We start from the raw sequence: 24,434 nt of genomic DNA, 5'->3' as shown, positions 1-24,434 counted from the left end.
ATGAGTGAAGATAAGATTACATATAATGATGTAGAGGAGTATGGGTCATTATTCACACTAGCACCACCATTCCTGCTTGAAATGTTTGCTAAAAAGAATACTGATCTTGTTTCAAAGTTCGAATCGGTAATAGAATCATATATGGACAACCTGACCGATGATCAAAGGATGAAACTGGATTTGGTTTTAAGCAGTGAAATCGAGCATCTGCAAGGGATAATGGCTGAAGCTTACAGGATAACAAATAAAAAACAGTATCACATTCTGGCCAATCCAAAATACAGCCAATTCATTGAAGAGAATCTGGAAGGGATTCGCAGATTGATTAAATAGTTTTGGAAATGTTTCCAAACTATCATCTGTTTAGAACAATCCTTCAAGCAATTGTTCTTCGGTTTTGTAAAAGTCAAATTTTATCAGATTCATCAGGATTTGCGGAGCTCTTATCAGTTGGGTTGATGCAGACAGTGGCAGATGGATTTTAGTTGCTCCCTGTTCAACACAGATTCTTAAAGTTTCAGGCAAATCTTCTGATTGTTCTTTGCTGAGTATAACTGTATTGTCTTCTAAACTTACATTATTTTTAACAGATTCATTTGCTATCAGTTCCTGCAAATAAAAACTATCAGGTTCACCATCACCTGTCAAATTATCGATGATGTTTTCATTATTTTTAATAGTTAATTTGAATATGTCTCCTGAGTCAATGAAGTACACTTCACCGACATCAAGGGTGTTTTCCAGGAGGGTTCCGATTTTAAATGTATTGTCAATTTCTTTGGTCTGCTCGCTTTTCCCTTCAGGCTTGTCTTTAGGTGTAATATATAATTCGCCAAAATCAGGTGTGTAATCAATTGCTGATTTATACAGGATTGTTTTATCCTCTTCTTCTTCACCAGCTATTTTTTTTAAAAGACGAATGATTTCTGTATTTTGTTTTTCAATATTTTTGGTTATTTGGATTAGTTCGGATAAATCTGACATGTTTAGTAGTCTGTATTTTGTAATTATTATAGTTAGTTGTTGTGGTGTTTGAATTGGTCTTGAGGTCTTCTTTTTTAAAATAAATTCAGAGGATTTTCCTAGATTGAAACAGTCATTTCAATTTTTAATCTTTAAATTATTTAATAATTCATTTCCGGCTCCATTGGTATGCAATTCGTGGAGATCCGTCAGCCACATATATGGTTCCGCATTTTCGAAAACCGTTTTTTTCAATCTGCTTTTGCATAATCTTGTTGCTTTTATGTGTGTCTATTCTGATATTGTCTGAAATTCCTTTGCAATAATCTATAACACATTTAAAAATACCGTGAAGTTTCCCGTCACTTGCTATCCTATGGACGGTTACATATTCATCATCGTTCACCCATTCGCCGTCTTCAATATATTGATAAGTCGGTTCATCTCCGCTGAAAAGTGCAAACACTCCATGGGGGCTTTCATCGTCACATATTAGAAGGCAGACTTCATTTTCAATGTCATGCTCAATCAAATCTCTGCTGGGGTAAAAATGACCCCATTGATTCGGATTTCCAGATTCAATCATGAAATCCTGTGCTATGGCATAGATATCCATTATTTCATTCACATCATCGATAACAGCTTTTCTGATATTCATAATATCCCCTATCATGCATGGGTGGAATTTTTTTTGCCCACCTATCTAAGCACCCTCTGCGATTAGCATGTTTTCCATGCAGGCACCGAAATATTTAATTAATAATATATATCATTTTTTACAATATATAATAGTAGAGACGGCAAGAGGTAATAAGATGAAACATCCTATGGGAATGTATGTGATATCTATAGCGGAATTATGGGAGAGATTTAGTTTTTATATCATTTGTAGTATACTTGTATTGTTCATGTCAGATGTATTGCATTTTTCAATACCCTTCTGTACTTTTCTCTATGGAATAATAATCGGAGGAACTTACTTTTTCCAATTGATTGGAGGATATCTCTCCGATAAGTTTTTAGGAAATAGGAAAACAATTATAATTGGCGGAATATTCATGTTTGCCGGCCAGTTAATTTTTTCATATGTTGCAAGTCTCTTTTATCTGACTGCTGATGTTCCGGTTCATTCCACATTCTTATTTACATATCCTGAAATCATTTTCCTAATCGGCGCTCTCATAACCTCTATCGGAGCCAGCTTCTTTAAGGTTAGCATAACCTCTTTCGTAGGTCTGTTCTATCAGGATAATGAGGACCTTTTGGATTCCGCATATACAATGTTTTACATGTTCATCAATATCGGAGGACTTTTTGCTCCGCTGATTGCAAATTTTGTTGTTGGAGTGCATAACCCTTCCTTATACCAATATGGATTTATGATTGGTGCAGCAGCCGTGCTGATTGGATTAATAATGTTTATAGGTCTCAATAAGTATTTGTGTTTGCCAAACGGCGAACCTTTAGGTATTCAACCTTTTTCTAAAACTCAAAAAACCGTTGGCAATGAATCTGATTCAAGTGAATTGACAAAAATTGACATTGACCATTTGAAGGTAATAGGTCTAATCCTTATAGTTATTGTTGTCTTTTTCATATGTTTCGAGCAACTGTTGACATCAATTTTGGTTCTAACCATGGATTATGTTTACAATATTGTTCCATTTACCAACTTTGCTTTGAACCCTCAATTTTACGTGACATTAAATCCTTTCTTCCTTATACTGCTCAGCCCTATATTCATTAAGTTATTGGCAGTCCTTTCAAGCAGGGGCAAGGAACCTTCCTCAATCTCAAAGTTAGGTTGGGGTATGCTCTTTTTAGCCTTTTCATATTTCCTTCTTTCAATACCATTTATGAGTATGGCTGAAGGCATGAAAATGAACATGTCATGGATTATAGTATTCAATTTCTTCATGGTGATTGCAGAGCTTTTGGTAACTCCTATTGCTTTAAGTCTGCTTTCAAAACTGTCTCCTGCAAAGTATTCCACAATGATGGTTGGAGTGCTGTATGCTGCAACCGCTGTTGCTGAGGTGATTGCAGGTTCGTTTGCAAGTGCATTTCCCGAAAAAATCGGCCAGACCACAATGCTTTTAAGCATCATACCTATCACAAGTCCGGTAGCATTCATGTATGTCTTTGTAATTATATCAGGTATTTGCGGTATCGTTTGGCTATTGCTTAAAAATAAGATTAAGACATTAATGCATGGAGTAGTATGAATATTAAAAATACTCTCTTTAAGGTTCAATTTTCATATTGAACTTATTTTATTTTATATATAATTTATATTAATTTTTCCTTTATTTTTCAAGTATTTAAATGCAAGTAAGTGCTTACTTTCGAAAAACTTTATATGTGATGACTCTAAATCTATTTTTAAGCACGATTATAATTTAAAATTCTTAAAAAACATATAATTTTTATCTTTAATAATACAGAAATTTTGAATTTCTGTTCTTGAGCGTAGTTCTAAGAAAAGATAAAGAAATGAACATAGGAAAAAAGAGTAAATAAGTAGGGGAGTTTAATTAAACTTCCTCTACTTCTACATTGTCGTGTACATACAATAATACAATCACTAACATTACAACAGCCAGAATAGCCATCACTAATGAAGTTTCTCCAAATGCGGTGACAGATATTGCATTGTTATTAATGTTGCCGCCTGCAAATATTGCCATTAACACAACAGCAATTGCAGAACCGATTGCACCGATAATCTGTCTTACAGTAGTATTTATCGCAGTTGCATCTTCAAGGTTACCTGATACAACACTTATGGTCCATGTTACACATGGCATTAAACCTAAACCTGCACCGACAGCCCTTATTATTTGAGTAAGCATCATGTAATTGATACTTGAGTTTATATCATAAGTCATCATAATCAGATAACCGACAATAGTGAATAAACAGGAAGCAATCATTACTTTTCTCACTCCAATCTTGTAGGCCAGCATTGATCCAAGGAAGTTGAATATAATCATGATTATTGTTGCAGGAAGCAATACAAGACCTGATTGGGTTGCTGTATGGCCAGCCACGTTTTGAACGAATAATGGCATGATAACATTTAATCCGCACATGGTGAAATACAGTATTGCAGACAGTAAGGTTCCATAGAAGAAAAACTTGTGTTTCAAGATTCCTAAATCCAAAAGAGGATATTCAATGTTGAACTGGCGGTGTGAGAATAGTGCTAATGTTATTACACCAATAACAATCGGTAAAATCACATGCACAAAACTTAACCCGTTTGCAGCGATATTTGAAAAACCGAACATTATTCCAACACAACCGATTGAACACAGAATCAGTGAAATGAAATCCAAATCATATGTTGCATCGTTTTCCAATTCGAATTTGACTCCGATAAAGGATATTGCAATTAAAAGAATAGCTATTATTATGAATACCAGAAATATCATTCTCCATCCGATCGTATCGATAATGTATCCTCCGATGGTTGGCGCCAATGCAGGAGCTATTCCTATAATAAAACCGAACAACCCCATAAATTTATGCCATTGCTCTTTTGGAATAATCCTAAGAATAACGATTTGGGTAATAGGCAATATTATACCAGATCCGATAGCCTGAATTATTCTCCCTATAATTAAAACGTCAATGTTAGGAGCAATGTAGGATATGATTGATCCTAATAGGAATAAACCTAAACAAGTAATGAGTATTGTTCTTATTTTATATCTGCGTGCAATAAATGCAGATGTCGGAATCATCACACCTAAAACAAGCAGAAACGATGAATAAATCCACTGCACAGTAGTTGAGGGAACATGAAAATCTGCCATAATTCCTGTCAAACCTGTTGTAACAACCGTTTGTGCAGTACTTAAAATTGTTGCTGTAATGAGAAATACAATTAAAGTAACATTTTCTTTTGTTAAATCCATACAAATCCCCTGATTAGTAAATTTATGAATTTTTGAATAATTTATTAATCAAATAGCAAGTATCGCTATTTCTCGTTTTCATTAATCATATTAAACCAAAACATATCCTCGTTGCTGCTGTTGAATAATTCCTTGATTAGATTATTTCTTTTTTGGGTTGTTTTTTCGAATTTTTTGGGATTGTCTTTTTTAATGTCTTTTAAAATTTCATAAATTATTGAATTTAAATAGCTATCAAATTCCTGTTTCTGATTGTTGTCTAAACAATCGAAAATGTTATAGTCAACTGAAGGTTCTATAATGACATTTTGTCCTTTTTCAGTTAATTTAACTAGTAAAACACGTTTATCTTCCATTGAAGGTTCCTTGACAATAAAACCGTTTTTTTCCAATTTTGTCAAAAGGGAGTTCAATGCAGAAACGCTTATTCCCAAAATGATGGCCAAATCTTTAGTAGGTATATTATCTTTTCTTTTTAAGATGGCCAAAACCCTTCCCTGACCTCGGGAAATGTTATTCATTTTGGATTGGTTTGTTTTACTTTTCTGTTCCAGAATTTCATTAATAAAATACAATTTATGAAATAAAATTTCGTTCATTGATTATCACATTTTGAAATAATTACTCAAAAATTTATTACAAGTACTTGCAATAAATATATTTAATAATTTAATATTATTTAAAATTATTTTAAAATTGGAATAATCATATGAGATTTTGTTGAATAAAAAAAGAAAAAAGATTTAAATTACTTCAAAATCAATAAGATTTATTTTATTTGAAAGCAATTTTGGATCTTCGTCGATAGGTTCGGATAGTTTTGTTGTAATGTATTTTTTGTTGTCATCCGGAAAGACGGTGGCTATTTTCAAATCATCTTTATCGGATAATACGCTAGCTAAAAAGTTAGCGCCGCTTGAAATACCAATTCCCAAACCGAATTCCTTAGCTATACGTTTGGACATGTTGATGGCATCACAATCATGAATAAGTACAATGTCATCAATTAGATTCTCATCAACGATTCCAGGAATAAAGTCATCGCCTATTCCTTCAATCATATGACTTCCTTCCTCCATTCCCATTTTAAGGATTGATAATGTGCTTGGCTCTAAAGCTATTATTTTGGAGTCAGGGTTATTGTCTTTTAATCTTTTGCCGATTCCCATAAGGGTTCCGCCAGTTCCGATTCCTGAAACAAAGGCATTGACATCAGGAATCTTATCAATGATTTCCTGGCCGGTAGTGTTATATTGGGCTTCGACATTTAATTCATTATCAAATTGGAGTGGTTTATATGCACCTATTTCATCAGCATATTCATCGACAAGTTCTAAAGCTTTTTTAAATCCACCATCTTCTTTTGATACGAGGTGAACATGGGCACCGTACATTTCAATTAGTTTTCTCCTTTCAAGAGACACCCAATCAGGCATGAAAATATGGACATCATGACCATAAAGGGCACCGATAGCACTGAATGCAATACCTGTATTTCCACTGGTAACTTCGATGATTGGCTGGCCTTCTTTTAGGTTGCCCCTTTCTTTTTCTTTTTGAATAATGTATAATGCAATTCTGTCTTTAATGCTTCCTGAATAATTGTAATATTCTATTTTAGAATATATGCTTCCTTTTTTGCCTTCATATTCATAATCGATTTTTATCATTGGTGTATTTCCAACTAAATTTCCAATATTCATAACATTCCATCCAATTTAATAATATAACATTATAACATTTGTTTTAAGTTATAAAATACTTTTTTGATTTTAGGCTGATTTTTATATTTAAGATTTATTCTTTTAATTGATTTAAATATGTTATTTTTTAATTTAACTAATTCTAATATCTTTTTTTATCATTTAAAGATGCAAGTAACCGCTTACACTAGAAAAACTTTATATACTATTGAATTAATACTATTACTTAGTTGAAATTAAAATAAGATAGTTTCGACTAAATATTTTTCTCCAAAATTAAATAAGATGAAACAAAAACCCAAATATCCTTAATAAAGGATGGATTCCACAATTTAGATAAAAAGTATGTCTCCCCATACTTTTTATTCCATATTTTTTATTAATTTTTAACGTGGCCCATTTAATGGGCCGGTTATTTTAAAATATTTTTTGTGTAATCTTTGAAAAATAAAAAATTTAGGCATACCTAAATATTTATATAGGATAAAAAATAAGTATTAATTAAAATTGAATGGCGGAGGTAAACAAAATGATAATCGGAATTGAAAACTTGAAAGAAAAGATTAAAGATGAAGAAAAATCAGATGACTAAAACTAAATCAACACCTTAAAAGACTCCCAAAGCAAGTAAATTGCACTTATAATAATTAAAATTGCAAATATTTTTGGGATGTATTTGGTTTTTGTTATTAACCTTTCCAAATTGATTTTTGAGATTATTAAACTTAAGATAAACAGGGTTAAAGCAAAGCCGAGGCAATATAAGATTAAATTAAAAATAGCATATAATCCGCTGTTGGTGCTGACAAGTAATGAAATAAGAGAAATCAGATAAGCACTATAACAGGGAGCCCATGAAATAGAGGTTAAAAAACCTAAAATAAATGAACCAACAACACCATCTTTGTTTTTTGGAGTTAAAGCTTTAAAGCTGAAAGAATAATCAACCAACATCAGGATTCCGATAACCAAAAGCAGAATTGCCGAAAGGATTCTGATATAGGCGATGTAGCTGTAGACTATTGAAGTGAAGAATCCAGTCAGGAATATGATAACTACAAAAATACTGAGCAAACCTAAAGTAAAAGATATTATCTCACTTTTGGACTTGGATTTTAGGCTGAATGCCACGAAAATAGGAATAATCGGTAAAATACATGGGGATAATATTGAAATTACGCCGGTAAAAAATGAAATGAAAGGGATTATTTCCATTTAAATCTCCTTAATGGATTGTAAAAATTCATCACTGTCCACATATCCTTCGATTTTATTAATCAATTTACCGTCAGAATCTATAAACTGGATAATAGGAGTTCCAAAGACATTATATTCAGCAGCTATGTTAGGATTTTTGTTGATGTCAACCAGAACAACAACGAAGTTTTCATTCAATTCTTTTTGAACATCACTATTTGACAGAACATCCTTTTTTAACATGTCGCAGTAAACGCAGCTTTCCTGATCAAATATGATAACTACGGTTTTATTTTGACTTTGTGCAACATTGAAAGCAGAATCAATATCAGTAGTTATATTCAATCCTGGAATTGTTGTGTTTTCAAAATCAACAGAATAAACTGCGGATGATACTGTCAAAACAACAAAAATTGCCATTAAAATTAAAAAATTTCTTTTCATAAAAAATATTCTAAAAATCACTATTAATAAAGTTTTTTCTTTAATGATTTCTTACTGGTTTGCTTTCATTGTGGCTATCTGCTCGTCGCGGCTTTTTAATTTCAGGGTGAATAAAAATGCGATGAATGCCACAATAGCACCTAAAAACAAGCTTATTTTATAACCTGTAATTCCTGAAAATGATGCTATTATTCCTCCGATAAGGGCACCGCCTATCAATTGGCCTGCACTGGATAACATATTTACAATAGCTTGTCCTGCACCCCTTTCATAAGGTTTTGCTTCACTTAAAACTATGTATCTTAAAGGAGCTCCGATGATTGTTACAAGGCCTACTCCGATTAGACATCCTGCTATAATGAATAATATGAAATTGCTTGGGTAAATTGCAATAATCAGGAGGCCTACAGTTAAAAGCAATGTTCCAATAGCCATGATTTTTCGTGACCCTGTGGAATCCAAGATTTTTCCGAGTATAGGTGCGGCAACGGCATTGACTCCCAAAATAGGAATCAGCATCAGGCTTGCGTACTGGTCATTCAGACCCATTGAAAGAATAACAAGGGATGGAATGAATATTGCAGAAGAGTAGATTATTCCATAGGCCAATGTTTCAATACAGGCGATACTTATGTCCTTGTTTTTCAGCATATGTATAGCTACAATGGATTCTTCCGCTTTTTTTTCAACTTTAAAGAAAATTGGGATTAGAATAATGAACATGATTAAAAATGGAAGCACATTTAAGGACAATATGCTGTTTATGAAGTTGCTTGAGTCAATCTGATTCAATCCATATGACAGGAATATCGCAAGCAGGCTCAGTATTACGATTCCCAAATAGTCTATTTTAAGCTTTCTGCTGTTTTCCATATCGGGAAGGATATGCCATGCAAAAATCACAAGAAATATGCTGATTGGAATGTTTATTGTAAAACACCAGTTCCATCCAAATGGAATTAATGCAGCTCCAACAAGAGGTCCGCCAATTGCAGAAATTCCGAATACGCTTCCGAGAATTCCTAATGCTTTCCCACGTTCTTCTAATGGGAATTCATCACCAATGAATGCTCCACCGACAGGGAAAATTCCTCCACAGCCAAAACCCTGTATGATTCTTCCTAAAAATATGGATTCGATATTCATGGAAAATGCAATCAGACATGACCCGATTCCAAATAGCAGAACATCCAAGATAAAAATCTTTTTACGACCGTAAAAGTCTGAAAACTTCGCCATTACTGGAGAACCGATCATGAAAGTGATTACAAAGAGTGTAAATATCCAGCTTGATTCTCTGCTTGTCAGGTGAAAGCTCTGTTCAATGGAAGGCAGTACCGGACCTATTATTCCCGTATCCAGTGAACCCATGAATACGCCTATCAGGAACAGAATCAGTATTAAATTCCTGGTTTTTGTATCTAAAGTTTTTTGTTTCATTGTATTATCATTTTTTAGAATTTATTCAATAAAAATATTATATGCCTTTACAATTTCCTATATTTTTAATATTATATAAACTTTGCAAGATATTTTTCCTTAAGAATAAATTATATTTTATTGAATGTTTTCACAGGATTCGGGGTATTTTTTAATTCTGTATCTGACAAAAATAACTGAAAAGAGCAAGAATATGATAGGCAGTGTGAAGAGAAGATGTATATTCATATAGCTGACTATAAATGCTCCTATAAGAATACCTATTGTTCTGTTGAAGTTGTTGATGAATAAATAGAATCCGTTGGCAAATTCTGGTGTATCTTTCAGGGCTGAAGTAATCCAGAATTGGGCGATTGTATGCATGGATCCATCTAGAAAACCGAATGCCATTAAAGTTATGAATGTCAGGGTTGGAATTTCGATAAGCATTCCCATCGTCAGGATAACGGCTGCAAATGCGATTGGATATATTAAAACGGCAAATTTTGAATTTTTTATTAATAGATATCCGAATAGTGTTGTTCCGATCATGGAAGCGAATCCGTTGAATAGCAGGAAGATTGATAAGGTCAGCTCTTCGCTGATATGGGTTAATGATGATAGGATTACTGCAAAATAATTGTATATTGTACTTACTGAGATTCCTAAAAACAATATGAAAATTACAGTAACAATGAATTTTGTTGAAGTAATCTCATGAAACTCAAATTCAGGCCTTTTGATTTTACCGTCCATCTTTGGGAAAAATAGCATAATGATAATCAAGGCTAAAACGTTAATCAAAAAGAGCCATACGTTTACAATTGGATATCCATATCTTATAGATATATAAGTGGAGATTGACAGTCCAAGTATTGTTCCTGATGAAACCCCTAAGATTACCCTGTTTGTATTTTTTAGAGATATTTCAGACATTATGGTTAAGGCTATGCTTATTACTGAAGAATAGAAGAATGCAGGGATTACCCTAGCGATCAATGCCAAATAAAAATTGCTTATGAAAATCTGTGAAAAACTTGATATTGAAAAGATAATGAGCGATATGACAAAAAATTTCTTCCTTTCAAATTTTGAAATGTATTGTGGTAGGAATAAACCGGTAATGGCTAGGATAAAAGCAAACAAACCGACAAACAAGCTTGCATATAAAAATGGCACATGGTAATACGCGCCGATTTCAGGTATCACTCCAGATATGCTGAGGAAAGTAGACGTTGAAAACGCCATAATGAACAATGACAATATCAATAATCTAGTTTTCCTTTCCATATTTAAATTATTTATTTTATCCAATATAATGCTTACGATAGGAATGCTTATTTGCCATTTAGGTTATTTTTTTGAAACAGTTTAATGATTGTAGGATATATCAATATTATAAATACCATTACAATGAATGTTTGAAGGAAATTTCCTAATGCGCCATTTCCCATCAGTGGACAGATAACATTTATAATGAACTCCAATGAGATAAAGCCAAATATGCATCTTGCAGCTTTTGCTTCCATGGTTCCGTCAGTTGCAAATTTGATGAATCTTCTCTCGATTGGCCAGCTTATGAATGTACCCACGGAAATTCCCGCATTTCTAAAAGTGTCTATTGTCAGGACTGCCGGATCAACTATCAATCTGCCTGCAGAGTCATAGTCAAGAGGATATGATTTTGTCAATGCAAAGGCAACAATCATGATTGAAATTATTATCCCAACAACTGAAATGATGATGTCAAGGTTTGGCATTTCGTCAAGACTATCGAAGAGTTTGGAAAATATTATAAGTACAATCAATGTGAAGAGAAAGCCGAAAATTACATCCAAAACTGAATGTACTCCCAGATAGTTGCGGCTAAATGCAACAAGTATCAAGGAAACGATTAAAGCAATATTTAAGTATTTGCCGAATTTGCCCCTTAAGGCGGCCCCTCCGAATAATACTGTGGCGGTGGTTACATGTCCGCTTGGAAATGAATATCCGGTAGCCGTTGCAATTGCTTCGGATACAGGTTTGATTCTTGAATCAAGTATCCATGGGCGATATACGCATGCGACAACCTTGGCAAGACCGTTCACCAGCTCCCCACCGGCCTGGCCTAGAAGAAGATATTCTCCTAATTTCTTATCCAGGCACCAATAGACTATTGCTATTAGGATTGTTGCAGTAAGGGTTTCTCCGAAAATGGAACACGCTACAAAAAATGAGTTAAAGGCTCCATGGGCTATCTGGTCTCTAAAAAACTGTATTAACAATAATGGGTCAATCAAGATATTAATTTTCATCACCTGTTATTTGATAATATTTTAATTCAATTATATAAACTATATGCAAATGCAAAGTCCTGAATTAAGAAATATTTTTTAACTAAAAGAATTTAAGATATTAATAACAACATAATTTAAGTTGATAACATGAACATTCTTATATCTAATGATGACGGTGTTTTCGCACCAGGGATTTTGGCTGCAAAACAGGCTGTAGATGACTTGGCTGACGTTACTGTTGTAGCCCCAGATAAGAATAACAGCAGTGTTGGCCGACGGATATCACTATTCAAGCATCTGAAACTTGACCTTTGTGAGCTTGAGGACGGAAGTCCAGCATATTCAGTTTCAGGAAGTCCTGCAGACGCGGTGATTGTCGGTGCAGATTACGTAATGGATGAAAAGCCAGATTTGGTCATAACAGGAATAAATTCTGGCGTTAACATAAGCTGTGACATCACCACTTCAGGAACAGTCTGTGCGGCATTGGAGGCAGTTAGCCTGGGAATTCCCGCCATTGCAGTTTCCTTATTTGTGGATCCCAAAACTGCCTATAAACAGGATGAAAACGGCGAATGGTACGTGGAATATGATTTCACATTAACAAAGAAAGTGTTGCATGATTTGGTTTCAAGGATAATTGATGAAGGTTTTCCTGAAGGCGTTGACCTGTTTAACCTGAATGTGCCGTCAAACTATGAATCTGAAGAAGTTAAAATTACCAGCCTGTCACATAAGATGCTTGATAAGGATGTCATTGACAATACAAATATTGAAAAAAGGGAATTGTTCAACTATCCTTTGGATGAAAACCAAAGCAGTGATGATTTAATCATGATTACATCTAATCTGGTTCAGGAATATGAGGAAGGCAGTGACGGACATGCTCTAATTGTCGAAAAAAGGCCAAGCCTAACACCCCTAAATGTCAATATGACAAGTCAAGAGTTAAAGGATTGGTGAAAAATAATTTTTATACATTTCACTAAAAAACAGAGCAAAAGAGCTTTTTTGAATAACTTTTATATATTTTCTTATTCAAAATTTTAAATAATGTTAAAGAAAATTTATGTTGCTTTTTTGATACTGGCTGTAATGCTCTTTTCCATTAATATGGTTTGTGCCGGAAATTTCACAGATTTAAGTCAGCAAATCAGTGATAATGGTCATGTTATTCTAAATGAAGACATTGTGTTAAATCAGAATGCCTCCAATGAGGAAAACGTCTACAAGGAAGGAATTTCAATCAATAATATGGAAATTGATATTGATGGGAACAATCATGCCATTTATGGAAAGGATTCAAATTCAAATCAAGTCAGAATCTTCAATATTATAAAAAGCAATGTAACTTTATCAAACATGATAATCTCTTCAGCTGCTTTTAAAGGCTCTGGAGGAGCTATTTTTTTAGATGCCGATTCTAATTTAATCTTAAAGAACGTAACATTTAAGGATAATTCCGCTTATGGGATATATGGTGAAGGGGGAGCAATATATTCAAAAGGCTATATTTTCATTTATGACTGCAAATTTGAAAACAATTCCGCAACAGGCGCTGCGGGTGCCGTTTATTCAAGTTCAGTATCCTACATAAATAATTCTAAATTTGTAAGCAATAATGCTAACTGGTATGGGGGAGGAGTTTTTTCAAGTTATCTGATGGAACTCTGCTCATGTTCTTTTGAAAATAATAGTGCATACAGCGGAGCTGTGCTACATTATACACTACAATATGATAATATAATCGACCACATTGAATTTAATGATTGCAATTTTATCAATAATGCCGCTAATGAGGGCGGTGTGGCATCCACTTCTTCATTTAGAAACATAATATTCAACCGATGCAATTTCACAGGAAATCATGCAAATAGGGGAGGAGTATTTTATAAATGTTCTTTATCAAGAACATTTGCTCGCGAATGCATATTTGAAGACAACTCCGCTAAGGTTGGAGCGCTTTTCTATGAAGATTCTTTTGATGGAGACGATTATGAGATATTAGGTTTCTTTGCACTAGAGGATAGTGTTTTGAAAAATAATCATGTATCAGACAAGGCATCCGTATTCTATGGAAAATCAAGTAATTTCTGGGTAAACAATACCATATTCGATAATAATGCAAATAAGGCAATCTATAACGGTAAAGGAAATATCAGCGTAATGAATTCCATAATTTCAAATTACGGATCAGATTTCATCACCCAATTTTTAGGCGGAAACATAACCCTTGTAAATAACACATGGGACGTTTCCAATCCCAATTATGATGAAATCATGAGGATTACCGGCAACTCAAATGTATTCAATGAAAAAAATTACACAGAATCAATACTCGATTTGAATGTTGACTCCGTTAAACGTGCCTATTATACTAATATGGATTTGGACTGCTGTTCTATTTATGTCCGCATAAACGAAACTGATTTTGCAATAGCCCACAGGCGTGATGGTGGTATAAATAATTTCACACAGTTCATTGAACACGATGAGGATTATATCAAATATTTCAAACCAACTGCCGAATATTTCTTCTTGACCAAGATCTATACAAATGGTTGGGTCATTGGAACAGGCGGTTGGGATGATGCAGTTTACAATGAAAAGATAGAGGCAATTGCAAGCGATATGGTTAAAAATGAATACATAGACCCTGATGCATTGCAACTGATTTATGAAATAAAAGAGAGTGTTGACTGCGGACATCTGCTTATTGTTGCCCCTAATGGGACTTATGGGAATGTGATGTATCACATTAACAATGACAATAAATCCTTTTATGAAATAGGTGTTTTAGGTGATAACAGCTTCATCGTTTCTCCAAACGGTCCTGATTACAGGCGCCAAGGCTCTTTGGATAACCTGACAAATCCTGTTGAGACATGCGTTTATTTAGCTTCAAATGATGAGTATGGCTATTTGAGGCATTGCATTCAGGTTCATCACATCAAGTTAAGCGATAACGGATTTTCAGATTCAGTATATCTTTCCAATGAGGACGGTCACTTAATAAACCAAAGCAATGCATTGTTTGCCGATTACTTCTGGTTTAAAGAAAATTTCACTGCTCCGGAGGACATACCGATATGCCTTGATTACATGTATATTGGAACTTTTTACGATTTAAACAGGACAGTTGTTTCACAAAACGCTACCCGAGGTTATAACAGTGACTATGTATTCACAGCCCAATTATTGAATCGTGATGGTGATGCATTGGTAAATACAGCTGTAAATGTTAGCGTCAATGGAAAATCCTCAGAATATGTTACAGACGATAATGGAATTATAGAGATTCCTTTCACTAAATTGACCACTTCCCAGAATATCGTATTTACAAATCCCGCTACAGGCGAGGTAGTTGAAAATTTAATTGAAGTCGTTCCAAGATTGGTTGGATACGATGTAGTTATGGATTATAACGATGGATTCAAGTATCAGGTGAAAGCCTTTGATGATTCTGGAAATCCTGCAGGTGAAAATCAGGTCGTAACAATCAGGCTTGACAAAAAAACCTATGAAATCACAACAGACTCTGAAGGTTTGGCCACTTTCACAATTCCAAATACATTAATGCCTGGAACATATACTTTGGAAGCGACTTATGCCGGTCAAACAATTAACAATACCATTGAAGTTAAAAAATCAGGCCAAACATATGATAATGAGCCTGAAAAACCGTCATATGAATCAGGCAAAAACTGGGCATTTGGTGATAAAACAGATTCATTCAATCATAATGTCAAATTAGTCAAAAACAGTATTGGTAACGATTTAAAAGGCATTTATGAAAATCTTGATTTTGGAATAATCTTCTTTTTGGAATTGCTTTGCATATGCTCAACAGGTCCAGTATTATATTTATGCGGTTTTGGTGTTTTTTCATTGCTATTTATGTTGATGGCTTTTTTCATTTAATGCCTTAAAATTAGATAATTATTATTTCTGAGCGACTGCACAAATCCAGCTTGCATCTTCTCCAGTAAATGAATCTTTAGACTCTTTAATGTATATTTTTATATTGGAAAATCCCGCTTCTTGCAAATGTTCTTCCAATTGATTTTCAGAATATATGTTCATATCCAGCAGTTCAATCAGTTCCTTTTGACGTTCGTCATTTTCTTTTGGAAGGGCTTCATTGGCTATGAATATTTTCCCATTGTCTTTTAGGACTCTTCGAACTTCCTTCAAATCATTAGTGAAATCAGGCCAGAAGTAGACTGTTTCAAATGCGGTCACGATATTGAAACTGTTGTCGTCGAATGGCATCTCGGAAACTGACCCCTGAATAATTTCACATCTGCCTTCGCAAATTGCACTTTCATTCAACAAAGTTGATTTTTCGCAGGCCACTTTTGAATAATCTAGACCATATACCTTATTGTCAGTAATATGACAGAACCTATCTACATTAACTCCCCCACCACAGCCAATATCTAGGATAATGTCAGTGCCGGATATTTTTAAATGCTTCAGACTCCACTTGGCCAATTTCTCATGATTGACATTCATCTTTTCTATTAGTCTATCACCCAATTCGCCTTGGGGGTTTCTGGCATTGATTAATAATTCAGGTTCCTCTATGATTTTAATATCTTTAAGATTCATTGTTTTATCTCAAAATTTTTCATATTGTATAGTCTGATAGCGGGTAAGTTTTCACATTTGACATTTAGATATTTTAAATTAGATTATAAGGTTATCTGGCATCAGGATTGGTTTTGATTCTGATGAGAACAAATGGTATTGCTAAAATCATCATAATCATAGACCCATAGAATATGTATACTATATCAATAATATCAATAATTGCGCTGCCGATCATGGTTCCTATAAAAATTGACAAATTGCACATCAATAGGAAAATACCGTTGGCAAATTCAGGTGATTCGCGGGCGGATGATGTGACCCAATATTGTGTAACTGTATATGCGGACCCGTCAAACAGTGAGAAAATCAGTAATGTACAAAATTCATAAAAGGGGTATCTGGCAAAAAATCCTACAATAAACATCACTACTGTAAAGCCTATAGGATAGAACAGAACTGCTAAATTACCGTTCTGATTAACTAAATGTCCGGAAAGTACTGTTCCGACCATGGACAATAATCCCATTATGAATAAGGTGGTGAATACCATTCCAGCATCCATATGAGTTACCTGGTCTAAGAAGGTCGGGATATAGTTGTAGGTGATACTTATGCCAACCACCATAAAGAATACAAACAGTATGGAATATAAAAATAATTTGGATTTGGCATGGCTTATTTGCAGGGATACAGGTTCCTTGTTTCCCTCAAATTTAGGAATAAACAATACTGTTGCAATAATGGCAATAATGTCTATCAAAACAAACCACAGCATGCAAATTTGATATCCGTAGGCAAGCCCTAAATAGGAAGTGACCGAAAGGCCCAATATGCTTCCGGCAGAAATACCTAAAACAACCCTGTTTGTATAGTCAGGATTGATTTTGCCGACAATTGTCAGGGAAGCACTAACCGCTATAGGATATAATATTGCAGGAATTATTCTAAAAATCAAAGCAGCATAATAATTTGTCATGAACAGTTGGGCTAAATTACAGATAGCCGTAATAACTAATATGGACAGTATGACCTTTTTCTTTTCATATTTGGAAAAAAGTGCAGGTGTTATTAAACTTGAAATTCCCAATGATCCCGCAAAAATACTAGCATAAAGGCTAGCCCAGTAAATTGAAACGTTGAAATACAGTTGTATGACTGTGATTATTCCAACCAAGCTTAATAATGTGGACATTGCAAAACACACAATTGACAATGACCATACTGTTTTTTCAGACATCAATAAAAAATTCTATTGTCAATATGATATAAATTTTATGTTACATCAAAAAATTTTGTTTTGAATCTTTTCAATTGAAAAATAAGTGGAAAAAAATTTTAAAATCAGTGGGTTAGTGTCCCACCATCAATTTTTAAAAAAATAAAATAAAGGACCGTAGTCCTATTTCCATGGGTCGTAGTATATCAATCGGTCATATTCATCGGGAGGAGCTATATTTTCAACAATATGATAGTAGTCTATCACCACAAAATAAAGCCACCAGGCTTCACGCTCACTAATTCCCAATTCATGCATAAAGATTTCTACAGAACCCTCATCATTGAAGTTCATAATAACTTCGCCGGCAAAATAATACAGGTCATGTTCAACCCAGGCGTTATTATCTTCATCATAATATGCATGTTCGTAAACATTATATGGTTTTTTGTCATCTGTAAGGAAATTTTCTATACCATATTCCTCAAGATCATATGGAAATTCATCATCTGCAGAACTATTCTCTGCACAGGATTCATTGACATCATTTTGTGCTGTAGCGTTCGCAGGAGAATTATCAATACCATTTTGCTCAATATCATAAGGCGCTGTATCATTTGCAGTACAATTATCTACATCACATGCAGATACGCCTGCTATGCCCATAAAGGCAATTAGTACCAAACATATAGTTAATATTATTTTATTCATTTCTTTTCACCTTTGATGATTAGTTAGATCGGTCACTTTGCTTTCTTTTGTGGTCTAATTATTTTTTTTATTGTAGTTATATACCGTATTTCTATTGAATATCATTGAATTCGTCTACGGCAAATCGAATTTTTAAATCATCACTGAAATATTTTTAATCGGGCATTAAAACAGTTAGGATGCATTCATAATATTGCTATCCTATCTATCTTTCAGTCCTTCAAGAATTACGTACTGTGTGTACTTTAACTTGACAACCATACATGGGAGAACATCATATATAAATGTTTCCGAATGCAAGTGCTTACTTTCATTATTTAAAGATTGTATAATGCTTAATTTCATAATTAAAAAATTATTAATTGAAAATATTATCAATAAATGAATTTCAGTTTATTTAAAGCAAAAAAATGAAATATATTTCAAAAAATATAACACGAAAAATGAAATCAATATTTTGAAAATCAAATGAAAAATCTAAGTTGGTCTCTCTGCCAAACGATTAATATTTGAACAAAAAACTAATTTTACATATGTTTTAAAGCGTTAGGAGAACATTTGAATATTTATATTGAAAACATTCACTTCAAACTTAAACAATGAAACTCTAATTATAAATAAAATAATATTAATAACAATTAACACACATAATATATATTAATAATATTGTAGAGGGGGTTAAAAACATGGAAACTAAAATTATAATCATAATAAGTATTCTAATTGTAATTATATGTCTATTAGCAGGAATTCTCTTTATAACATTGCAAGAGCCAGTAGATTATGAAAGAATTGAGATTACACCAAACGGAACAACCATAGAAATTCCTACCGAAAAAGCAAAATTTGAAGGTGAAATGAATGATACAGGCGCTAAAATGTGGTCTTTCAAACAAGGAAGTTTGATAACATATAATAGTGAAGAAGCGGCAAATGCTAAAGGAATATCCGCATTAAGTGGAGCTTATGGTATTAAATCCATTGAAGATGTTGTTTTAACTCATTTTGAAAAATGTGAAAAAATTGATGGATTTACTGTTTATACACTAGATGGCGGAAAATTAGGTATGAATAACAGAAATACAATGTATTGCATAATTATAGGAAATGATACAACCCACGACAATATCGTTATAACAGTTGATAATAAAGATATGGCATTATATATGGCAAAATCAGTACAATACAAAGCTCCATATTCAAATACCCTAAATAACGTTACTAACAACATTAATAATTCTAATAATAATTCTAATTTAGTAAGATTTGTTTGGGATGATGGAACAGTTGAATATTTCCCTCCAGGCACTATTTTAAACCTTCCTGATGGTAATGATTATCGTCTAAATGCTGATGGAAGTCTAACAAAACTACCAACTAGTCATTCTAGTTCACCTAGCTCTAATGACAATGGTAAACCTGAAATTACTATTGAAACAACTGATATTCCTCAATACGATAATATTCAGGAGGTTTATGATACGGGCGGTTATAGTTCTGATAGCAGCCATATAGAAACAACCTCAGGTTAATATTCCACATATTAACCTTTTAAAGATTTTTTAAAAAAAGAATAATTTATATTCAAATGATTAAAATTCTTTTTTGATTAATTTTAATATTCTAATCAGATGTAAAAAAAAGTTTCTAATAAAAATTGTATTTGAAAATTAAAGATGTCAAATATGATTTTAGCACAAATAATATATTGGCTCTAAAAAACACATTACTAAAAGGTGCTTACCAGTAATCATTTAAAAATGTATGGAGGTGTTTATTTTACTATTTTCAAAACACCATGTATCCATTCATCTATTCATACTGCTAATGGTTCAAGATTATTCAACTTATTAAACTCTTTCAAAATATTCAAATAAGAATTGAAATCACCATTAGTGGTAAAATCTTCCTCAATATAAACAAGATACTCTACACCATCAATCTTAACCTTTTCCTGAACACCACAAAAATCACCTTTAGTATCCACATATTTATAGATATTTCCATCTAACTTTTCAACAATTAAACCATTACCATTTTGAAAAGCGTCTTTATTAAATTCCATTTCATCAACAGTTAAATACATGTTATTATTTTCTGTTTTTTCAGACATTCCTGCAATGAAATCTTCAAAACCTGATGGTGCTTTGAGAAAATCAACATTTGCAGAATATGTTGCTCCCATTACCAAAAATAGTAATGTGATTGTAATTATTATTTCTTTAATTTTCATTTTTCCCACCTTATTTATAATCTATATTGTTAATTATGTGAGTGCATTGTTTTAGAAGTTAATGTAATTTTTGTTTTGAATATTTGCCTTGAAAACTTCTAACTAATATTATTTTTTTAACTTAACCAGTCAATTTCATCATAATCCAAAATTTCTACTTGAGCATCATTTTCATAGATTGCTCCATATTCACAAGCAATGAATTTTTTAATTGCTTGCTCACGATTGGTTATTGGAATTTTTTCACCATGCCTACCTTTTTTATAGAAAATAGGTTTCTCGGTTGTCATCAAAGTTTTTAAACAACTTTCAAAACTCATTTTTATCACCACCATATATCTTCGGTTATTTGCGAACACCATCACAATATCCAGTAGGTTTAAATGTGAACCCTAATTTTAGGAAATGTTTTTTGTTTTGAATAATCGTATTGAAAACATTCATTTAAAACTTATTTAATTTTTTCATACTCGACGGTTTCGATTTTCTTCACTTTCATAAGATCAGCATCATCATAACCTTGAATTATATTTGAGTATAACAGTCCCAGGGAGTAATTGGCTATACTTTCCAGTATCGGAATAACGATACAGATATAAACTAGAAAACCAACATAAGGAATCGCTATTACAAATGATGAAACAAAAGTAACGACATTCAACAGTATTGCCATCACGATTAACCATTTAATTATGTTAAGAATACCTATTCTTCTGATATCCTCTATTACTTTATTGATCCTTAAGGCTTCATGTAAACTGTTAAAGTAAGCTAATCTGGCTTTTGCAAAGAATAATAAACATTCAAATATGAGGTATACAATAAAAATAAGCACCAGCAGAAGCCCAACAGCTGCTAAAAACTCAGGTATCCTAAAGTTATAAATCAGATCTCTGATTGCAGGCCCTATTGTTTTTAAAGCAAGTAAAAATAGAGCAGCCGGAACAATCATGTAGACTATTCTTAAGGATAATACTCTGATTGAATCATATATGTTATTCACTAAATTGAAAGAAGGCATCATTGCTGATTGACTTGAACCCATCTTGACAATTGATAAAAAATATCCCGGCACAAGCAATATAAATAAGAAAAATGCGATTACTCCAATTGCTACAATATAATCATTATCTGATATTATGCCGATTGGAATGACAGCAATCAGAATAAAAAACAGGAAAATTATAGGCAATTTTTTAATATTTCTGAATGGATATTTGAAGGAATTTGTAACTAATTTTGTTAAATCCATAATAAAACTCCCCTATGTTGAATATTGAATTTTTTTTGATTAAATTGTTCATTTATAATGCTATTAATGCTTTTGAATTTTGTACTTGAAACATTCATTTAAGACAATAAAATTCTATATCAGTATTATTTTTACTTACTTAAAAAGCTTTTGTTAAAATCATTTTATCTAAAGATATTTTTGAAGACTTTGGACTAGATCAAATGAAAAGTTAAATGATGATATGTTATTTTCTTTTTTGTTGGAATCGATGATATCCCGTTACTTTAAGCTTATCCCCCTATAAGCAAGGATACAATCAAGAGTGCAATGAGTTTTGAATATTTAAATGAAAACATTCGCTTCAAACATTAATCAACTTTTTAATTTTTTATTATATTCTTTTTTTTCAAGAGTTATCTTGTATAATTTTTATTTCACTGTTTTTTCCTGGATGAGATTTCTTCGATTGTTTCCATAATTGCTTTTGTGTTAATTATTATCTTTGAAACTATATTTGAATTTGGTGTAAAAAACATTTTACTTATTGAAAACATAAAAGCATAATTTAATAAGTAGTATATATAAAAAGAATGAATAAAGTATATTTGGAAGTGATTTGAATGGGTTTACTAGATAGTTTAAGAAAACCAAAATGGCAAAGTAAAGACTGGAAAAAAAGATTAGAAGCTGTTAAAGAATTGGATGACCAAGAAATATTGATAGATCTTGCTCAAAATGATCCTGATAAGGATGTTCGTGCAGCAGCTGTTAAAAAAGTCAATGATAAATCAGTTTTACTTTCCATCACTGAAAATGATCCTGATCAGGATGTTCGTGAAGCAGCTGTTAAAAGGTTAGCGATGAGTATGTTTAATTAATGTTTTGAATATTTACAATGAAAACATTCACTTCAAACACTATTTGAATATGGGTATTTAGCAAATTTAACTCATGAAGGTGTTAGCAATTATTTGGTAGGGGAAGAAAATCATATTAATTTTAATGATGCGAAGTTAGTAATATATCCAGGGGATGAATTAGTAGCAACACATACCCACTTGAGTAAAGTCCCTTTTAATTATAAAGATATAAAGACCTTTTTTAAGAATGGTTCGGAGGTGTATATGAAATATTTAGTAGTTCATACACCCGAGGATATTTTCATCGCAGAATTTACTGAAAATTCTTTTAAAAATAAAGAAGAAATCATTCAAACCTCTAAAGAAGATTATAAAGATATGATGAGTAGAAATATTAAATTTCAAAGTGATGCATTTGCTGCTGAGGCTCTTTGGGATAATTATTTAAAGAATGAAGTACTAAATAAATATGTAGAATTTAGGAGAATTCGAAAATGAAAAAAGATAACCAAAAAATAATACCTCCTAAAGAATTAGGAATTCACTTTGATGATCGGAAAGTTTATGAATTAGATAAAAAACTTTTCAAAGGTGAAATCACTTTTGAGGAATATTGTCAGGCTATTGATCAAGCTTGAATTACATTATTAATTTTTTTTATTCTTATTTGTATTTTGTGGGTCACCAACATAACACATATTAATGTTGAGGTGGCCTTTTTTAATAAGACTTTTTTTAAATAAGTTCCAGGAAGTGTTAGCTCATGCTATCTACAATACTATTTGTTTTAAAACAATTACTGCCTTTGGTTTTGAATATTTACAATGAAAACATTCACTTCAAACGAAATGACTATAATGTCTTTGTCTTAATATGGAATGATTTGAAAAACCACATTCTCCAAGTACAATGCACTTTCATTAATTCATTCTTCCCACTATCATCAGTGACAGTGAACTTAGTTTCATATTTCAAAGGCAATAATTGTTTTAAAACAAATAGTATTGTGGATAGCATGAGCTAACACTTCCTGGAACTTATTTAAAAAAAGTCTATTAAAAAAGGCCACCTCAACAGTAATATGTGTTATGTTGGTGACCCACAAAATACAAATAAGAATAAAAAAAAGTTATAATTTAGATTCATCAATAGGAATAGGATTATCATGAGTACCAAAAAAATCCGGTAATTGGTCTAATCGAATGCAAAATTGTTCTTTCCATTCATTATATTTTTTAGGATCTTCTTGCCACAATTTTTTCACATGAGCTTTTTGTTCTTCATAAGATAACTCTTCCATTTCCATAACTTCAGCAAGATTGCCCCAATCCCCATAACCATATTCTCCATCAAGATCAGCAATCATTAACAATACACCCTTCAGATTGTATAAAAAAACAAAATAATTCTCTACAGTTATTTATTATAAGATTTAATATATATATTTAACTTCAAATCATATAAACATTACTTCCATATCATACTTATCTAATACAGTTTGGTATTGTTTAAAATACCTCTCAATATCATCATTAATCATAGAATTAATGTTATTGACATGAGCAACATTATTTCTATCATATTTATGCCCATATTTTTCTTTAAAATCATTAAGCATACCTTTTTTAATTTGCAATACCTCCTTTTCGATATCATCGAAAT

Annotated in this window: 27 protein-coding genes; 8 read left to right on the top strand and 19 right to left on the bottom strand. The window is 32.4% G+C overall.

Annotated features, from left to right (window positions below; genetic code table 11):
• The gene (locus TL18_RS05035; protein WP_067042297.1) at positions 1-333 is read left to right on the top strand and encodes a hypothetical protein; all 333 of its coding nucleotides are present in this window, start codon (positions 1-3) and stop codon (positions 331-333) included.
• A 30-nt stretch (positions 334-363) separates the two neighbouring features.
• Here the strand turns inward: TL18_RS05035 and TL18_RS05030 are convergent, their stop codons facing one another.
• Positions 364-984 carry a hypothetical protein gene (locus tag TL18_RS05030; protein WP_067042294.1) on the bottom strand — a complete coding sequence of 207 codons (621 nt, stop codon included), beginning with the start codon at positions 982-984 and terminating at the stop codon, positions 364-366.
• 148 nt (positions 985-1,132) lie between these two features.
• Positions 1,133-1,621, bottom strand: coding sequence for a hypothetical protein (locus TL18_RS05025; protein WP_197031813.1), 489 nt, complete (start codon positions 1,619-1,621; stop codon positions 1,133-1,135).
• A gap of 157 nt (positions 1,622-1,778) precedes the next feature.
• Between TL18_RS05025 and TL18_RS05020 the strand changes: the two genes are divergently transcribed.
• On the top strand, positions 1,779-3,188 hold the full coding sequence (locus TL18_RS05020) for a peptide MFS transporter (RefSeq protein ID WP_067042291.1): 1,410 nt from the start codon (positions 1,779-1,781) through the stop codon (positions 3,186-3,188).
• A 309-nt stretch (positions 3,189-3,497) separates the two neighbouring features.
• Here the strand turns inward: TL18_RS05020 and TL18_RS05015 are convergent, their stop codons facing one another.
• The 8 genes from TL18_RS05015 to TL18_RS04980 form a co-directional block, all read right to left on the bottom strand.
• Positions 3,498-4,883 (bottom strand): DHA2 family efflux MFS transporter permease subunit, encoded by a 1,386-nt coding sequence (locus tag TL18_RS05015; protein ID WP_067042288.1) that lies wholly within the window; start codon positions 4,881-4,883, stop codon positions 3,498-3,500.
• Positions 4,884-4,948: 65 nt separating this feature from the next.
• A complete protein-coding gene (locus TL18_RS05010) occupies positions 4,949-5,482 on the bottom strand; it encodes a MarR family winged helix-turn-helix transcriptional regulator (RefSeq protein WP_067042285.1) in 534 nt (177 codons plus the stop codon).
• A 144-nt stretch (positions 5,483-5,626) separates the two neighbouring features.
• A complete protein-coding gene (locus tag TL18_RS05005; protein ID WP_067042282.1) occupies positions 5,627-6,586 on the bottom strand; it encodes a PLP-dependent cysteine synthase family protein in 960 nt (319 codons plus the stop codon).
• A gap of 594 nt (positions 6,587-7,180) precedes the next feature.
• Positions 7,181-7,801 (bottom strand): cytochrome c biogenesis CcdA family protein, encoded by a 621-nt coding sequence (locus TL18_RS05000; protein WP_067042278.1) that lies wholly within the window; start codon positions 7,799-7,801, stop codon positions 7,181-7,183.
• Positions 7,802-8,227 carry a thioredoxin family protein gene (locus TL18_RS04995; protein WP_067042275.1) on the bottom strand — a complete coding sequence of 142 codons (426 nt, stop codon included), beginning with the start codon at positions 8,225-8,227 and terminating at the stop codon, positions 7,802-7,804.
• Between the two features lie 51 nt (positions 8,228-8,278).
• Positions 8,279-9,667: an MFS transporter gene (locus tag TL18_RS04990; RefSeq protein ID WP_067042272.1), complete on the bottom strand. Its 1,389-nt coding sequence runs from the start codon at positions 9,665-9,667 to the stop codon at positions 8,279-8,281.
• Between the two features lie 117 nt (positions 9,668-9,784).
• Complete coding sequence (locus tag TL18_RS04985; protein ID WP_082706394.1) at positions 9,785-10,936, bottom strand: MFS transporter; 1,152 nt, start codon at positions 10,934-10,936, stop codon at positions 9,785-9,787.
• Positions 10,937-10,983: 47 nt separating this feature from the next.
• Entirely contained in the window at positions 10,984-11,943 is a 960-nt protein-coding gene (locus TL18_RS04980) for a phosphatase PAP2 family protein (protein WP_082706392.1), read from the bottom strand.
• Between the two features lie 129 nt (positions 11,944-12,072).
• On the opposite strand from TL18_RS04980, the gene surE reads away from it, so the two are divergent.
• Together surE and TL18_RS04970 are read left to right on the top strand one after the other, a co-directional pair.
• Positions 12,073-12,888 (top strand): 5'/3'-nucleotidase SurE, encoded by an 816-nt coding sequence (gene surE, locus TL18_RS04975; RefSeq protein WP_067042263.1) that lies wholly within the window; start codon positions 12,073-12,075, stop codon positions 12,886-12,888.
• Positions 12,889-12,978: 90 nt separating this feature from the next.
• Complete coding sequence (locus TL18_RS04970; RefSeq protein ID WP_067042260.1) at positions 12,979-15,846, top strand: carboxypeptidase-like regulatory domain-containing protein; 2,868 nt, start codon at positions 12,979-12,981, stop codon at positions 15,844-15,846.
• A 21-nt stretch (positions 15,847-15,867) separates the two neighbouring features.
• Here the strand turns inward: TL18_RS04970 and TL18_RS04965 are convergent, their stop codons facing one another.
• The 3 genes from TL18_RS04965 to TL18_RS11100 form a co-directional block, all read right to left on the bottom strand.
• Positions 15,868-16,536 (bottom strand): class I SAM-dependent methyltransferase, encoded by a 669-nt coding sequence (locus TL18_RS04965; RefSeq protein WP_067042256.1) that lies wholly within the window; start codon positions 16,534-16,536, stop codon positions 15,868-15,870.
• Between the two features lie 91 nt (positions 16,537-16,627).
• Positions 16,628-17,755, bottom strand: coding sequence for an MFS transporter (locus TL18_RS04960; protein ID WP_082706390.1), 1,128 nt, complete (start codon positions 17,753-17,755; stop codon positions 16,628-16,630).
• Positions 17,756-17,917: 162 nt separating this feature from the next.
• Positions 17,918-18,418 (bottom strand): hypothetical protein, encoded by a 501-nt coding sequence (locus tag TL18_RS11100; RefSeq protein ID WP_197031812.1) that lies wholly within the window; start codon positions 18,416-18,418, stop codon positions 17,918-17,920.
• Positions 18,419-19,131: 713 nt separating this feature from the next.
• On the opposite strand from TL18_RS11100, the gene TL18_RS04950 reads away from it, so the two are divergent.
• Positions 19,132-19,977 carry a hypothetical protein gene (locus TL18_RS04950; protein ID WP_067042246.1) on the top strand — a complete coding sequence of 282 codons (846 nt, stop codon included), beginning with the start codon at positions 19,132-19,134 and terminating at the stop codon, positions 19,975-19,977.
• A gap of 284 nt (positions 19,978-20,261) precedes the next feature.
• On the opposite strand, the gene TL18_RS04945 is transcribed toward TL18_RS04950, so the two are convergent.
• From TL18_RS04945 to TL18_RS04935, 3 genes are all read right to left on the bottom strand, one after another.
• Positions 20,262-20,678 (bottom strand): hypothetical protein, encoded by a 417-nt coding sequence (locus tag TL18_RS04945; protein ID WP_067042243.1) that lies wholly within the window; start codon positions 20,676-20,678, stop codon positions 20,262-20,264.
• Between the two features lie 116 nt (positions 20,679-20,794).
• Positions 20,795-20,998, bottom strand: coding sequence for a hypothetical protein (locus TL18_RS04940; RefSeq protein ID WP_067042240.1), 204 nt, complete (start codon positions 20,996-20,998; stop codon positions 20,795-20,797).
• 131 nt (positions 20,999-21,129) lie between these two features.
• Positions 21,130-21,930 carry a DUF4013 domain-containing protein gene (locus TL18_RS04935; RefSeq protein ID WP_067042237.1) on the bottom strand — a complete coding sequence of 267 codons (801 nt, stop codon included), beginning with the start codon at positions 21,928-21,930 and terminating at the stop codon, positions 21,130-21,132.
• A gap of 602 nt (positions 21,931-22,532) precedes the next feature.
• Here TL18_RS04935 and TL18_RS04930 point away from each other — a divergent pair.
• The 3 genes from TL18_RS04930 (at position 22,533) to TL18_RS10990 (ending at position 23,410) form a co-directional block, all read left to right on the top strand.
• Positions 22,533-22,790: a HEAT repeat domain-containing protein gene (locus tag TL18_RS04930; RefSeq protein ID WP_067042234.1), complete on the top strand. Its 258-nt coding sequence runs from the start codon at positions 22,533-22,535 to the stop codon at positions 22,788-22,790.
• Positions 22,791-22,883: 93 nt separating this feature from the next.
• Positions 22,884-23,270: a hypothetical protein gene (locus TL18_RS04925; protein WP_067042230.1), complete on the top strand. Its 387-nt coding sequence runs from the start codon at positions 22,884-22,886 to the stop codon at positions 23,268-23,270.
• Positions 23,267-23,410, top strand: a complete 144-nt coding sequence (locus TL18_RS10990; protein WP_156064609.1) for a hypothetical protein — start codon at positions 23,267-23,269, stop codon at positions 23,408-23,410. Before TL18_RS04925 ends, TL18_RS10990 begins: the two co-directional genes overlap by 4 nt.
• Before the next feature lie 214 nt (positions 23,411-23,624).
• Here TL18_RS10990 and TL18_RS11265 read toward each other — a convergent pair whose 3' ends face one another.
• From TL18_RS11265 to TL18_RS04915, 3 genes are all read right to left on the bottom strand, one after another.
• On the bottom strand, positions 23,625-23,747 hold the full coding sequence (locus TL18_RS11265) for a hypothetical protein (RefSeq protein ID WP_255354665.1): 123 nt from the start codon (positions 23,745-23,747) through the stop codon (positions 23,625-23,627).
• 154 nt (positions 23,748-23,901) lie between these two features.
• Positions 23,902-24,138, bottom strand: a complete 237-nt coding sequence (locus tag TL18_RS04920; protein WP_067042227.1) for a hypothetical protein — start codon at positions 24,136-24,138, stop codon at positions 23,902-23,904.
• Positions 24,139-24,228: 90 nt separating this feature from the next.
• On the bottom strand, positions 24,229-24,408 hold the full coding sequence (locus TL18_RS04915) for a hypothetical protein (RefSeq protein ID WP_067042224.1): 180 nt from the start codon (positions 24,406-24,408) through the stop codon (positions 24,229-24,231).
• Positions 24,409-24,434: the final 26 nt, after the last annotated feature.

The sequence above is a fragment of the Methanobrevibacter sp. YE315 genome, assembly GCF_001548675.1.
Taxonomy (GTDB): Archaea; Methanobacteriota; Methanobacteria; order Methanobacteriales; family Methanobacteriaceae; genus Methanocatella.
The sequence above is the reverse complement of the archived record's forward strand: the minus strand, read 5'-3'. Positions and strand labels throughout refer to the sequence as shown.